The sequence below is a fragment of the Dietzia sp. SL131 genome, assembly GCF_026672565.1.
Classification (GTDB): Bacteria; Actinomycetota; Actinomycetes; order Mycobacteriales; family Mycobacteriaceae; genus Dietzia; species Dietzia kunjamensis.
The window spans coordinates 2,917,699-2,930,726 of sequence record NZ_JAPPRI010000003.1; the positions used below are offsets into that span (position 1 = coordinate 2,917,699).

Sequence of the window (13,028 nt, forward strand, 5' to 3'; positions counted from 1 at the left end):
GGGCGGACTCGGGGTCAGATCGATCCCTCCGCCGGCCGCAGGCGCTCGACGATCTCGTCCGCCCACTCCGCGTGCGGCGACGCCATGGTGCCGTCGCCCGGACGACTGACGTAGGTCAGCCAGAAGCGCTGCGCGCCCTCGCCGACGACCGCCGAGTACACCAGCGCGCCCTCCGGGCCGATGATGTCCTGTGGGACCGTGGGGAGCACCCGGAACGACACCGACCAGCCGTCGCCGACGCGCGTGGAGAGCGGTTCGATCCGCTCCTCGACCGGCCGCCCCGGGACGGGGAGCAGGAACTGACCCATCCCGTTGGCCAGTGCGAGCGCCGCGAGCTGGTTGTCCGGGTTCTCCGGGTCGAACAGGTCCTCGGTGAGGCGAGCGGCCAGCACGACCCCGTCCGAGCGGCTCGGATCGTCGGCAGCCGCGACCGGGCTCATGACGGTACTGCCGAAGACCAGCTCCCCCGACTCCGCGCGCCACCCCTCGGGGACCCGGATGACCAGGCCGGTCTCGGGATCGACATGGTCGGAACCGGCCGCCACCTGGATCTTCGGGGACAGGGTGCGCACCCCCGGGGCGTACGTCGCCGACGAGACGACCACCGTCACGACCGCGGCGACCACCGCCAGGACGGCGACGAGCGCCACCACGAGGATGGTCCGGCTCCGGCCGGCGGACGGGTTCTGCCCAGACGTCATTCGCCCAGCGTAGGCGGCCGGGTTTCCCGCAGCGTGATGTTGACCCTCCCCGGCTCCGCGCCCAGCACCTCGCGGCACCACGCGGGGGCGCTGCCGTCGAAGACCTTCGGGACGCCGTGGAAGGCCATCCGCGACGGCCCGCCGAACACCACGAGGTCGCCCGACTCCAGGCGCACGTCGGTGTACGGGCGCCCGCGGTGCTCCGGGGTCCCGAAGCGGAACGTGCACGCATCACCCAGGCTCAGCGAGACGACCGGTGCCATGCACGCCTCGTCGCGGTCCTGGTGCAGGCCCATCGTGGATCCACGGCCGTAGAGGTTCACCAGGGCGGTATCCGGGGTGTAGTCAGCAGTACGGTCGGCCCCGGGCGTGTGTGCCGACCCCGTGACCGCCGGCTCCACCGCCGCTGCCGCCGCGAGCCCGTTCCGCGCCGCCCGCACCAGCCAGTCCGGGACCGGCGGTACCACCTCGTCGTCGTCGTACCGGTACGGCACCCAGTGGCGCCCCAGGCTGAACGTGCGCACCGACATCCGGCCCCCGCCCGGCAGCACTATCGAGCGAGGCACGCGCACCGCGGCCCAGTCCACGCACGCCCGGAGGAGGAACTCCTGCTGCTCCCGACTCAGCCAGTCGGGTACGTGCACGGCGCCGGGGCCCAGGATGGTGGGCGCGCGGTCGACGCCGAACAGGGGATCGGTCACCCCAGGTCCGTGCCCCAGCACCGCCCACGCCTGCTCCGCCAGCTCCGGGGTCGCGGCCGCCACGACCGTGCCGCCCTCGAGCGGCTGGCGGCCGTCCGGGCCGGTGATCACGCCGCCCGCGGCCTCGATGATCGGGATCAGCGCCACGATGTCGTACGAGTTCAGGTCGGCCTCCACGACCAGATCGACACGCCCCGCGGCGAGCATGCAGTAGGCGTAGCAGTCCCCGCCGAAGCGCTGCAGGCGGACCCGGCGGCCGAGCTCGTCGTAGCGGCTGCGCACCTCGCCGTCGTCACCGAACATCGACGGGTGGGTGGTGTACATGATCGCCTCGGACAGCTCCGTGCACCCCGACGCGCGCAGGTCGATCGCGCCCGGACCGTCGGAGCGGCGCCGCACGGTGGCGCGGCCGTGCACGGCCGCGAAGGTCTCGCCCAGGACCGGCTGGTCCATCCACCCGGCCACGGCGCGGCCGTCCTCCACCACACCGACGAGCGTGCCCCACCCTGCCATGCCCGTCATGAACGCCTTGGTGCCGTCGATCGGGTCCAGGTACCAGGTCCGGGCGGCGCCGGCCGGCCCGGTCTCGCCGTTCTCCTCCCCCACGATCCGGTCGCCCGGGTAGACGTTCGAGATCCCCGCCCGCAGCAGCGCCTCGATCGCACGGTCGGCCTCGGTCACCGGGTCGAAGCGGCCATCCGTGGCACCGCTCCCGCCCCGGCCGTCGCCTGTCCCGCCGCCGTCGGCCCCGCCCTCGCCTGTCCCACCGCCGTCGGTCATGCCGTTCTTGTCCGCGGCGGCCAAAGACTCGAGGTCACCGTGGAAGTGCCGGCGGGCGATGCGGCCACTGGCGGCGAGGAGCTCGTCGAGGCGCTCGGTGAGGTCGTGATCCAGGGGGCGTGCGGGCCGTGACGTCATGCCCCCATGGTGCACCACGCCCCGCCACCGTCCCGACGGATCGGCGCATGTGCGCCCTCTACGCCCGCCGATCCGGCTACCGTGGGCGCACCCGAACACGGAACGCACCACCCACGGATGGAGCCGAGATGCGATGACCGCCCTGATGGACTTCATCTCCACCCGCCGGCTCCAGCTCGCGACGGACTCCTGGCAGCACGTCAGCGCCACCGTGCAGGCGGTGCTCATCGCGACGCTGCTCTCGGTCGCGCTCGGGGTGGCCGTGTACCGGAGTCGGTCGGGGTCCGCGATCGCCACCGGCCTGGCCGCCACCGCCCTGACCGTCCCGTCGTTCGCGCTGCTCGGACTGCTCATCCCGGTCCTCGGCCTGGGCGTGCTGCCCACCATGACCGCACTGGTGATCTACGCGGTGCTCCCGATCCTGCGCAACACCATCGTCGGCCTGGACGCCGTGCCCGCGGCGACCGTCGACGCCGCCCGCGGGGTGGGGATGAGCCGGATCGGGGTGCTGGGCCGGGTCGAGATCCCGCTGGCGTGGCCGTCCATCCTCGCCGGGATCCGCATCTCCACCCAGATGTCGATGGGCATCCTCGCCATCGCCGCGTACGCCAAGGGCCCGGGGCTGGGGAACCTCATCTTCGCGGCCCTGTCCCGGGTCGGCACGCCCACCGCGCTGCCGATGGCGCTCACCGCGACCGTGCTCATCGTCGTCCTCGCGCTCGTCCTCGACGCGCTCCTCGTCCTGCTCGGACGTCTCACCATCAGGGGGAACCAGTGAGCACCTCAGAACCCGTATCCGGCGTGCCGATCGTGCTGGACGACGTCACCAAGGTCTACCCCGGGCAGGAGCGCCCGGCGGTGGACCACGTCTCGCTCGAACTGCCGGCCGGGCGGACCACCGTCTTCGTGGGCCCGTCCGGCTGCGGCAAGACCACCACCATGCGGATGATCAACCGCCTCATCGAGCCCACCTCCGGCACGATCACCATCGACGGCGAGGACAACCTGACCCTCGACGCCGACACCCTGCGCCGCAGCATCGGCTACGCCATCCAGGCCTCCGGGCTGTTCCCGCACATGACGGTCGCGCAGAACGTCGGCACCGTCCCGCGGCTGCTCAAGTGGAAGAAGTCGCGCATCCGTGAGCGGGTGGACCAGATGCTGGAGCTGGTCGGACTGGACCCGTCGGACTACCGCGACCGCTACCCCGCGCAGCTCTCCGGCGGTCAGCAGCAGCGCGTCGGCGTGGCCCGGGCGCTGGCCGCGGACCCGCCGGTGCTGCTCATGGACGAGCCGTTCGGCGCGGTCGACCCCATCACGCGCGCGTCGCTGCAGGACGAGCTCGTGCGGCTGCAGGACGAGCTGCGCAAGACCATCGTCTTCGTCACCCACGACTTCTCGGAGGCGGTCAAGCTCGGGGACCGGATCGCGGTGCTCGGCCCCGGCTCGTCGGTGCTGCAGTTCGACACCCCGGAGGCGATCCTCACCAACCCCGCCGACGAGACGGTGAGCGGGTTCATCGGCGACGACGCCGCGCTGAAGACCCTGACCCTCCGGCGCGTGGGGGACGTGGAACTGCAAGGGGCGACGACGGCGAGGGCCTCCGAGAGCCCGACCGACTTCGCGGCCCGGTTGCGCGGAACCAGCGACGAGTGGGCCGTGGTGCTCGACGACGCCGGCCGCCCCCTGCGCTGGGTGCGCGGGGACCGGGTGTCGCGGATGTCGGACCTGGGCTCGGGCGGGTTGCCGATCACCGGCACCGTGACGGTCGACTCCTCGCTGCAGGAGGCACTGGACGGGCTGCTGTCGACGGCGAGCGCCACCACGGTGGTCGTGGACCGCGACGGGGCCTACCGCGGCACGATCGGGATCGACGACCTGGTCGCCGAGTTGCGGCGTATCCACCACCGGCACAACGACGAGGGCCTCGCCGAACAGGACGTGGCGCCGTGAGCGCCCCCGCCACGGCGACGCGTGGGGGCTCCGCCGGTCGTGGGGGCGCCGCTGGTCGCGGAGGTTCTGCCAGTCGGGTCGCCGCCCTCCAGGACTCCGCGCGGCTGATCGTGCAGCCGCTTCTCATCGTGGCCGCGGCCGTCGGCGTGCTGTGGTGGGCGTTCTCCGGCGAACTGGAAGAGACGCAGAAGGCCTCGCTCAACGCCGCCTCCATCACCCAGCGCACGCTCGAGCACGTGCAGATCACGGTGACGGTCGTGGCGATCGTCGTGGCGGTCGGCGTTCCGCTGGGGATCCTGCTCACCCGCCGACGGACACGGTTCCTCGCACCGGTGGCAGTGGGGTTCGCCAACATCGGCCAGGCGGCGCCCGCGATCGGCCTGATCGTGCTCCTGTTCCTGGCCACCAACCGGACCGGGTTCTGGATCGGTGTGCTGCCGGTCGCGTTCTACTCCCTGTTGCCGGTACTGCGGAACACCATCGTGGGGATCCGCAACGTCGACCCCGCACTCATCGACGCGGCGCGCGGACAGGGGATGTCGAGCGGACGGGTCCTGCGCACGGTCGAGTTGCCCCTCGCGGTGCCGTTCATCCTCGCCGGCCTGCGCACCACCCTCGTGCTGGCGGTCGGCACGGCGACGCTGAGCTTCCTCGTCGACGCCGGCGGCCTGGGGATCTTCATCGACACCGGATACCGGCTGCAGGACTACACCACCCTCGTGGTCGGCTCGGTACTGGCGGTGTGCCTGGCGCTGTTCGTCGACTGGCTCGGCGGGGTCGGCGAGATCCTGTTCAATCCGAAGGGGCTGCGATGACCGGCACGATCCCCGCGCGCGCCGGGCTGACGCGAACAGCGTTGACACGAACAAGGCGCCTGGTCGCCGCGCTCCTGGCCACCGTGATGCTGGCGACGGGATGTGGGCTCAACAACGGCGGTTCCGTCCCGCTGCCCGTGGGCCCCGGCCCCGAGGGCACCGTCCCCGCGCTGGAGGGAGTGCGCATCACGGTCGGCGGCAAGGACTTCACCGAGGGCGTGATCGCCAGCTACCTGGTGGAGTTCCTGCTGGCGGCCGCGGGGATGGAGGTGTCCGACATGTCGTCACTGGCCGGGTCGAACAGTTTCCGCCAGGCGTTGGTGACCGGGCAGGTCGACATCGGCATGGAGTACACCGGCACCGCGTGGATGAGTTACCTGGGCAACTCCGACCCCATCCGCGATCCGCAGGGGCAGTGGGAGGCGGTGCGTGACGCCGACCTGGCCGAGCACGACCTGAGGTGGCTGGCCCCCACCACCGTGGACAACACCTACTCGTTCGCGATGAACCGGGCCACCGCCGAGGAGACCGGGGTGCGCACGTTCTCCGAGTACGCCGAGTTGGCCCGGACCGATCCACAGGCGGCTCTGACCTGCATGGAGACTGAGTTCTCCGTGCGTCGCGACGGCTGGCCCGGGCTGGCGGAGGCCTACGGGTTCGACGCGGACGCCGTGCCCACGCCGATCATGCAGCCGGGGATCATCTACCAGGCGACCTCGGTCGGCCGGGAGTGCCGGTTCGGCGAGGTCTACACCACCGACGGCCGGATCAAGGGCCTGGACCTGCTGGTGTTGGAGGACGACCAGCGCTTCTTCCCCGTCTACAACCTCGCGACGGTGGTCCGCGGTGAGATGCTCGACACGCACCCGGAGATCGAGGACGTCCTCGCACCGCTGGTGGACATCCTCACCAACGAGGTGATGGTGGAGATGAACATGCGTGTCGACGTCGACGGCGAGGATCCCGCGCTGGTCGCACGCGATTTCCTCGAGGACCGGGGGTTGGTCTCGGTGGACTGACCGCAGGTGCGCCCCCGCGCGGCCGGATGCGCCCGCCCGCCCGGTGACACACAATCGGATACCACTACCAGGAGGTGCCCTGTGTCCAGGAGGTCGATCGTCTCGCTGCCGCGGACGGCCGCGCGACTACCGCGGATGATCCCCGACCTGGCGCATCTGCCACCCGGGCGGATCGTCACGCTCGCGGACGGTGTCACCACGAAGGTCCACGACACCGGCGAGGAGCACCTCGCACCGGCGATCCTGCTGCACGGGATGGCGGCCACCGGGATGCTGAACTGGTACCAGACGTTCGAACGGCTGCGGGGCGAGTACCGGCTCATCGCGTTCGACCAACGCTGGCACGGCAAGGGCTTCCACGGGGATTTCCGGTTCGAGACCCTCGCTGAGGACGTGCTGCGGGTCGCCGACCACCTCGACCTGGCGGCACCGGTGGTGGGCGGCTACTCGATGGGCGGGATCGTCGCCCAGCTGGCGGCCCGCCGCGACCCCTCCCGGCTCGGCGGCCTCGTGCTGGCCGCCACCGGAACGGGCGCACAGCGCAATGCCCTCGAGAAGGTCGCACTCAGCGGGTTCACCCGCTCCCAGCCGCTGCTCAACACCGTTCCGGAGGAGGTCGGCGAGGTGGTGGAGGAACAGGTCGACGACGAGGCGCTCAGGCCGCACGCGTGGGCGCTGCGCGAGTTGTCGTCGGTCTCGCTCGCCACGCACCGCACCGTGATCGCCCAGGTGGCCGGGTTCAACTCGACACCCTGGCTCCACGAACTCACCCTGCCCGTCGCGGTGGTCAAGACCACCCGTGACCTCGCGTTCCCGCAGTGGATCCAGGACGAGATGGCCGATCTGCTGCCGCACAGCGCCGTGTTCCCGATCCACGCCGGCCACGCAGTCTGTGCCACCCACCCCGGCACGTTCGCCCGCCGGATGCGCACCGCGATCGGCTGGGTCGTGTCGAACGCGCGCTAGAGCGCCGAGTACCGCACCGCGGTCACCACGAACACCACCAGGGCGATCACGCCCAGGACCACGCCCGCCAGTGCGCGACGTGGGTTCGCATCGTCGTTGGTGAGCCAGCCGGTGGGCCAGCGGGCGAGCAGGCCGAACGCGACGGCCATCAGGCCCGCGAGGAACGCGATGATGTTGAGCACCGGCACCCACGAGATCACCAGGGCCCCGACACCCAGCACCAGCGCCCGGGTCCCCAGGTCCATGCCGTCGGACGAGCGCCTGCGTGGCGAGGCGGCCTCGGAGCGGGGGCGGAGCGGCATGAGTGCAGCCTAGTCGCCGGGGCGTCCCCGCTGGTCGTCCAGACGAGCGACCCGCCGGCCCCCGGCGGTCTGCCGGTACGAGGATTCGACGAGCTCAGCCACCTCATCCCAGTCCGGTCCACGGCCGCCACCGTCCACTCCACCGTCCAGCGGCAATGCCAGCCAGCCGGCCGGCCCGTAGTACGCCGGGACGTGGAATCGCTCGTCCTGCGCCAGCGCCGCGCGCTCCCCCGGATCCGGCAGGAACAGGAGTGCCCGGGCCAGGAGGGGGTCCGAGTGATCCCCCTTGACCGAGCCGCCGTACACCGCGAACACCTTGGTCGTGTACCAGGTGGGCCGGCCGTGCGAGATCTTCTCGCCGACGTCCGGCAGCGCGAGGCACACCTCCCGCAGACGCGTCAGCAGCGGATCCGCGGCGTCGAACATGATCGGATGACCCACACGGCCGAGACTACGACCGCCGACCGCATCATCCCGGGCGAACGGTCGCCGAAACCCGCCCGGGGCCGGCTCAGCCCCCGAACTGCCCCACGACGAACCCCGCCAGCAGCACCGCGAACCCGCCCATCTCGCCGACGATGAGCGCCACCATGCCGATGTGCAGCGTCGCCGTGGGGTGCTCGAACTGGTTGGTCGTGTCCCTCCGCGCGCCGTGGAGGATGTAGCTGCCGATCGCCACCAGGAAGAAGAAGACCACCACTGCTGCCGCTGTCAGGTTCACCCAGGTCGGCCAGCTGCTCAGCTCGACGAACGCGGCGATGAGCAGCGTCGCGAACGAGTACAGCAGCGAAGCCCGGTGCGCGATGTCGACGTACGGGTGGGCGAGGTGATCGGCGGTGGTGGCCATCTGCCGGTACTTCCACACCCCCAGGCCGAGCGCCAGCAGGAAGAGGAGACCCGCGGCGAGCAGGGTGAGGCGCGTGTCGAGGCCGAGTTCCATGGATCCTTCCGAAGTGCACTTGACAGCAGTGCGTGATTTGTATGCTTCACGACCATAGGACAGCGCGCTGACCTGCGCGCTCGTTCGCGCGCGATCGCACACGGGAGGCCTCATGGACGCGCAGGTGGTGCACGCCGCGGCAGTGCAACTGGAAGGCGTGCCGGGGCACGTGGACCTCACACTGGGTCGACTGGAAAAGATGATCGTGGAGGCCGCCGGGCGGGGCGCGCGCCTGATCGCGGTGCCGGAGTTCTGCACGTCGCCGGTGCCGATGCGCGGGCAGGTCCACGACGCGGTCCTGCCGCGCGAGAACGTGGCCGTCGAGATGTTCCGACGCCTCGCCGCACGCCACTCCGTCACCGTCGGTGGGTCGATGCTCGTGGCCGACGACGACGAGGTGTTCAACCGCTATCACCTGGTCGAACCCGACGGACGCGTGCACATCCATGACAAGGACCTGCCGACGATGTGGGAGAACTGCTTCTACACCGGCGGCGGCTTCTACGCGGACGGCAGCGACGACGGGGCGTTCGTCACCGGGCTCGGCGGGGTGGGGGTGGCGAGCTGCTGGGAGCTGATCCGCACCGGGACCGTGCGCAGGCTCCGGGGGCGCGTCGCGGTGGCGGTGACCGGGACCCACTGGTGGACGGTCCCGGACAACTGGGGCGGGCTGACCCGGCGAGCGCTCGGTTCGCTCGCGCGGTACAACAGGAACCTGTCGGAGAACGCGCCGGCGGAGTTCGCCCGGCGGTTGGGCGCGCCCGTGCTGCAGGCCTCCCACTGCGGGACGCTGCGGTCGGATTTCCTCTTGTTGCCCGGTTCCGACGCATCGGTGCCGTACGCCACGGAGTTCGTGGGCGCCACCCAGATCGTCGACGCCTCGGGCACGGTCCTGGCCACCAGACGCACGGACGAGGGGCCCGGGATCGTCTACGCGGACGTGCCCCTCGGAGCCACGGACCCCGTCACGCCGCTGGAGGACCGGTTCTGGATCCCCGACCTGCCTCCGCTGCTACGCGGGTACTGGCACCAGCAGAACGTCGCGGGCAGGAGCTACTACCGCCGCCGAGGTCGCGTAGCCGGGCTGCGCGCGGCGCATCACAGGTGCACGTCGTTGTAGGCCCGCTCGTCCTCGATCGGCTCGAGGTGTGTGGTGATGTGCGAGCTCGGCAGGACCGCGTGGATCTCCTGCTCCACGGTCTCCACGAGGTCGTGCCCGCGTTCGACGCTCCACTGACCGGGCACCAACGCGTGGAACTCGACGAAGCGCCACCTGCCCGACTCCCTCGTCCGCAGTTCGTGGAAGTCGACGCGGCCGGGTTCGCGGTGGCGTTCGAGGACCTCCTCGATCGCCCGGTTGTCCTCGTCGGGGAGCGTGGCGTCCATCAATCCCATCCCCGATTCGTGTACCAGTCGATAGCCGATGAACAGGATGTTCAGTCCCACGCCGATCGCGACGATCGGGTCGAGCACCTCCCAGCCGGTGGCCCAGGCCAGTGCCAGCCCGGCGACGACGCCGACCGACGTGATGACGTCGGTGACGAGGTGCTTGCCGTCGGCCTTCAGGGTGGGTGACCGGTGACGGGTCCCCGCTCGCACGAGCGCCACACCCACCACGCCGTTGATCACGGCGGCGCCCACCGAGATCGCCAGACCGATGCCGAGTGCCTCCAGCGGTTCCGGATTGATCAGCCGCTCGACGCTGACGACCAGGATGAACGCGGCGGCGACGAAGATCATCGCGCCCTCGACACCCGCGGAGAAGTACTCGGCCTTGGAGTGGCCGTACTGGTGGTCGTCGTCGGCCGGGCGCTCGGCGACCGTGATGGCGCCGAGCGCGATCACCGCGGCCACGAGGTTGACCACGGACTCCGCGGCGTCGGAAAGCAGGCCGACCGAACCGGTGACCCACCAGGCCGCGATCTTGAGCACGATGGTCACGATCGCCGTGGCCACGGACAGCCACGCGAACTTCTTCAGAGTCGACACGTCCCAGCAGCCTAGTCCCGCACGCAGGAGACCTCCTGCCCGTCGCCCGTTGTCGGTAGGCTCGGTGTCATGCATGTGGGACTGGCCTGGCTCGGAGCAGCGGTGTTGCTCGCCGCCGGAGAGGCGGCCGGGGGCGAGCTGTTCATGCTCATGCTCGCCGGCGGCGCCCTCGGCGGTTCGGCCGCGGCGTTCCTGGGCGCGCCGGTCTGGGGGCAGGCCCTGGCGTTCGCCCTCGTCTCCCTCGTCCTCGTCCTGGGGGTCCGCCCCCTCGTCCGGCGGCGCCTGCTCGCCGCACTCCCCGAGCACGACACCAACACCGCCGCGCTCACCGGCCGGGACGGCACCGTCGTCGAGGCGATCGGTGCGGGCGGCGGACTGGTCGAGATCGCGGGCGACACCTGGACCGCGCGTCCGCTCCTCGAGGGCGAGACGTTCGAGGCCGGGGACAAGGTCCTCGTGCACCAGATCGAGGGCGCCACGGCGATCGTCGTGCGTGGCATCTAGAAGGCGCTGGTCTCCGGCCAGCGGACACGCACGAGAAGCATCGGAGGAACCATGGAAGGCTTGATCTTCCTCGCCGTCATCGTCATCCTCATCGCCTCGGTGGTGGTGAGCTCGGTCAAGCTCATCCCCCAGGCGGAGGCCGCGGTCATCGAACGGCTCGGCCGTTACCAACGCACCGTGAGCGGCCAGCTCACGCTCATCATCCCCTTCATCGACCGGGTGCGCGCCAAGGTCGATCTGCGCGAGCGGGTCGTGACCTTCCCGCCGCAGTCGATGATCACGGAGGACAACCTCACACTGAGCATCGACACGGTGGTCTTCTTCCAGGTCACCGACCCCAAGGCTGCGGTCTACGAGATCAACAACTACATCGTGGCCGTCGAACAGCTGGCCACCACCACCCTGCGCAACGTCGTCGGTGGGCTCACCCTCGAGCAGACGCTCACCAGCCGCGACATGATCAACAAGCAGCTGCGCGGGGTGCTCGACTCCGAGACCGGACGCTGGGGCCTGCGCGTGGCCCGGGTCGAGCTGCGGTCCATCGATCCGCCGATGTCCATCCAGGAGTCGATGGAGAAGCAGATGAAGGCCGACCGCGAGAAGCGCGCCACCATCCTCACCGCCGAGGGACAGCGCGAGGCCGCGATCACCACGGCGCAGGGTGCCAAGCAGGCAGCCATCCTCGACGCCGAGGGCAACAAGCAGGCCTCGATCCTCAACGCCGAGGCCGACCGGCAGTCCCGCATGCTGCGCGCCCAGGGTGAGCGCGCAGCCCGCTACCTCGTGGCCGAGGGCCAGGCCGCCGCGATCGCCCGGGTCAACGCCGCGGTCAAGTCCTCCAAGCCCACGCCGGAGATGCTGGCCTACCAGTACGTGCAGAACCTTCCGGAGATGGCCAAGGGCGAGGCCGCCACGATGTGGATGATCCCCTCGCAGTTCGGCGATTCGCTGGAGAACTTCGTCAAGTCCGTCGCCAAGAAGGACGACGACGGGGTGTTCCGCTACGAGCCGGCCGACGTCGACTCCGATGCCGATCTGCCGTCGGCGCCCGACGAGTGGTTCGACACCTCCACCGACCCGGAGATCGCCCGGTCCGTGGCCGCCGCGGAGGCGGCGGCCAAGAGTACGACCTCGGTGATGGACGAGCAGCCGAGCCGGCCCAAGCCCAAGCCCGGCGTGTTCGACATGGTCCCGGAGTCGGAGGGTGGCGTGGCGCCCGACAGCCCCTCGCAGTCGGCAGGCCAGGACACCCCCGCGATCGGCGGGCCTCAGGCTCCCGGGCCGGGGCAGCCGTCCGGGTTCGACCAGGCCGCTGACCAGCGGTCGGGCGAGGGTGCCTACCCCGTCGATGGTGGCGACCAGCCCCGGCGGTGACCCCCGACGGGTGGCATTCCGCGCAGCCACCTCGGCCGGGCGTCGTAACATGGGGGCGTGACTCGTAACACTGGCCTGGGTGGTGGCCGCGCGCCTGACGCCGAGGATGTCCGGTTGATCGAGACGGCGTCCGCGGTGTTCGCCGAGCGTGGCATCAAGGGCACGAGCACCGACGACATCGCGCGGGCGGCCGGTGTCACCCGCGTGACCCTGTACCGGCGTCTGGGGCCGCGGGACGACATCCTCCGCGCCATCTACGCCCACGAGGCGCAGCGCCTGATGATGACCGTCAACGCGCGCTACACGCCCTTCGAGTCCCTGCAGTGGGACCCGGTGAGGCACATCGAGGACCTGCTGGTCGGGACCGTCTTCGACATCCGGCAGAACGAACTGCTACGTCGGCTCGTCGAGGTCGACAAGGTCGAGGCCATGGCGTTGCTCGCGGGCCAGTCCGACACGGTCCTGGACGCGATCACCGAGATCCTCGCCCAGTTCGTCCGAAGCACGTGGAACGCGGACGTCCACACCCGCCAGATGGACGACGAGGAGTGCGAGCAGCTCTCCCGCGAGGTCGCCAGCGTGGTCGGCCGGTTCCTCCATTCACTGGTCGTGATGACGGACGGCCCGCCCGCGGTCGACACGGAGGAGCAGATCCGGGCACTGGCCCGTCGCGTGCTCGTGCCGATGATCCTGCAGCGCTGAACGCTGCACCCTCCTGCGCTGAACGCTGCACCCTCCTGCGCTGAACGCTGCACCCTCCTGCGCTGAACGCTGCACCCTCCTGCGCTGAACGCTGCACCCTCCTGCGCTGAACGCTGCACCCTCCTGCGCTGAACGCGCTGTCCC

General features: G+C 70.8%; 15 protein-coding genes and 1 pseudogene. 9 read left to right on the forward strand and 7 right to left on the reverse strand.

Annotation, left to right across the window (positions count from 1 at the left end):
- Positions 1 to 14: 14 nt before the first annotated feature.
- From OVA21_RS14545 to OVA21_RS14555, 3 genes and pseudogenes are all read right to left on the reverse strand, one after another.
- A complete protein-coding gene (locus tag OVA21_RS14545; protein WP_268092732.1) occupies positions 15 to 701 on the reverse strand; it encodes an APA family fibronectin-binding glycoprotein in 687 nt (228 codons plus the stop codon).
- Positions 698 to 1,402: an alpha-ketoglutarate-dependent dioxygenase AlkB family protein gene (locus tag OVA21_RS14550; protein ID WP_096906625.1), complete on the reverse strand. Its 705-nt coding sequence runs from the start codon at positions 1,400 to 1,402 to the stop codon at positions 698 to 700. The genes OVA21_RS14545 and OVA21_RS14550 overlap by 4 nt, the downstream gene beginning before the upstream one ends.
- Before the next feature lie 42 nt (positions 1,403 to 1,444).
- Positions 1,445 to 2,548: pseudogene (locus OVA21_RS14555) on the reverse strand (inositol monophosphatase family protein); the annotation flags it as partial.
- On the opposite strand from OVA21_RS14555, the gene OVA21_RS14560 reads away from it, so the two are divergent.
- The 5 genes from OVA21_RS14560 (at position 2,454) to OVA21_RS14580 (ending at position 7,073) form a co-directional block, all read left to right on the forward strand.
- Complete coding sequence (locus tag OVA21_RS14560) at positions 2,454 to 3,098, forward strand: ABC transporter permease (RefSeq protein WP_069389907.1); 645 nt, start codon at positions 2,454 to 2,456, stop codon at positions 3,096 to 3,098. The pseudogene OVA21_RS14555 and the gene OVA21_RS14560 sit on opposite strands and share 95 nt — an antisense overlap.
- Positions 3,095 to 4,273, forward strand: a complete 1,179-nt coding sequence (locus OVA21_RS14565) for an ABC transporter ATP-binding protein (protein ID WP_268092733.1) — start codon at positions 3,095 to 3,097, stop codon at positions 4,271 to 4,273. The genes OVA21_RS14560 and OVA21_RS14565 overlap by 4 nt, the downstream gene beginning before the upstream one ends.
- Before the next feature lie 104 nt (positions 4,274 to 4,377).
- Positions 4,378 to 5,088 carry an ABC transporter permease gene (locus tag OVA21_RS14570; protein WP_069389909.1) on the forward strand — a complete coding sequence of 237 codons (711 nt, stop codon included), beginning with the start codon at positions 4,378 to 4,380 and terminating at the stop codon, positions 5,086 to 5,088.
- The gene (locus OVA21_RS14575) at positions 5,085 to 6,107 is read left to right on the forward strand and encodes a glycine betaine ABC transporter substrate-binding protein (protein WP_227022193.1); all 1,023 of its coding nucleotides are present in this window, start codon (positions 5,085 to 5,087) and stop codon (positions 6,105 to 6,107) included. Before OVA21_RS14570 ends, OVA21_RS14575 begins: the two co-directional genes overlap by 4 nt.
- An 81-nt stretch (positions 6,108 to 6,188) precedes the next feature.
- Positions 6,189 to 7,073, forward strand: coding sequence for an alpha/beta fold hydrolase (locus OVA21_RS14580; RefSeq protein ID WP_227022194.1), 885 nt, complete (start codon positions 6,189 to 6,191; stop codon positions 7,071 to 7,073).
- Here the strand turns inward: OVA21_RS14580 and OVA21_RS14585 are convergent.
- The 3 genes from OVA21_RS14585 to OVA21_RS14595 form a co-directional block, all read right to left on the reverse strand.
- Positions 7,070 to 7,375: a hypothetical protein gene (locus OVA21_RS14585; RefSeq protein ID WP_067719096.1), complete on the reverse strand. Its 306-nt coding sequence runs from the start codon at positions 7,373 to 7,375 to the stop codon at positions 7,070 to 7,072. The two genes, OVA21_RS14580 and OVA21_RS14585, sit on opposite strands and share 4 nt — an antisense overlap.
- A 9-nt stretch (positions 7,376 to 7,384) precedes the next feature.
- On the reverse strand, positions 7,385 to 7,816 hold the full coding sequence (locus tag OVA21_RS14590) for an MmcQ/YjbR family DNA-binding protein (RefSeq protein WP_069389910.1): 432 nt from the start codon (positions 7,814 to 7,816) through the stop codon (positions 7,385 to 7,387).
- 70 nt (positions 7,817 to 7,886) lie between these two features.
- Positions 7,887 to 8,315: a hypothetical protein gene (locus tag OVA21_RS14595; protein WP_096906623.1), complete on the reverse strand. Its 429-nt coding sequence runs from the start codon at positions 8,313 to 8,315 to the stop codon at positions 7,887 to 7,889.
- 112 nt (positions 8,316 to 8,427) lie between these two features.
- Between OVA21_RS14595 and OVA21_RS14600 the strand changes: the two genes are divergently transcribed.
- Positions 8,428 to 9,435, forward strand: a complete 1,008-nt coding sequence (locus tag OVA21_RS14600) for a carbon-nitrogen hydrolase family protein (protein WP_268092734.1) — start codon at positions 8,428 to 8,430, stop codon at positions 9,433 to 9,435.
- Here the strand turns inward: OVA21_RS14600 and OVA21_RS14605 are convergent.
- Entirely contained in the window at positions 9,414 to 10,304 is an 891-nt protein-coding gene (locus tag OVA21_RS14605; protein WP_069389912.1) for a cation diffusion facilitator family transporter, read from the reverse strand. The two genes, OVA21_RS14600 and OVA21_RS14605, sit on opposite strands and share 22 nt — an antisense overlap.
- Before the next feature lie 69 nt (positions 10,305 to 10,373).
- Here OVA21_RS14605 and OVA21_RS14610 point away from each other — a divergent pair, with 69 nt between their 5' ends.
- The 3 genes from OVA21_RS14610 to OVA21_RS14620 are packed head-to-tail and all read left to right on the forward strand — an operon-like array spanning position 10,374 to position 12,884.
- Complete coding sequence (locus OVA21_RS14610) at positions 10,374 to 10,808, forward strand: NfeD family protein (RefSeq protein WP_069389913.1); 435 nt, start codon at positions 10,374 to 10,376, stop codon at positions 10,806 to 10,808.
- Between the two features lie 51 nt (positions 10,809 to 10,859).
- The gene (locus tag OVA21_RS14615) at positions 10,860 to 12,182 is read left to right on the forward strand and encodes an SPFH domain-containing protein (RefSeq protein ID WP_067719082.1); all 1,323 of its coding nucleotides are present in this window, start codon (positions 10,860 to 10,862) and stop codon (positions 12,180 to 12,182) included.
- A 57-nt stretch (positions 12,183 to 12,239) separates the two neighbouring features.
- Positions 12,240 to 12,884: a TetR/AcrR family transcriptional regulator gene (locus OVA21_RS14620; protein WP_067719079.1), complete on the forward strand. Its 645-nt coding sequence runs from the start codon at positions 12,240 to 12,242 to the stop codon at positions 12,882 to 12,884.
- Positions 12,885 to 13,028 lie beyond the last annotated feature (144 nt).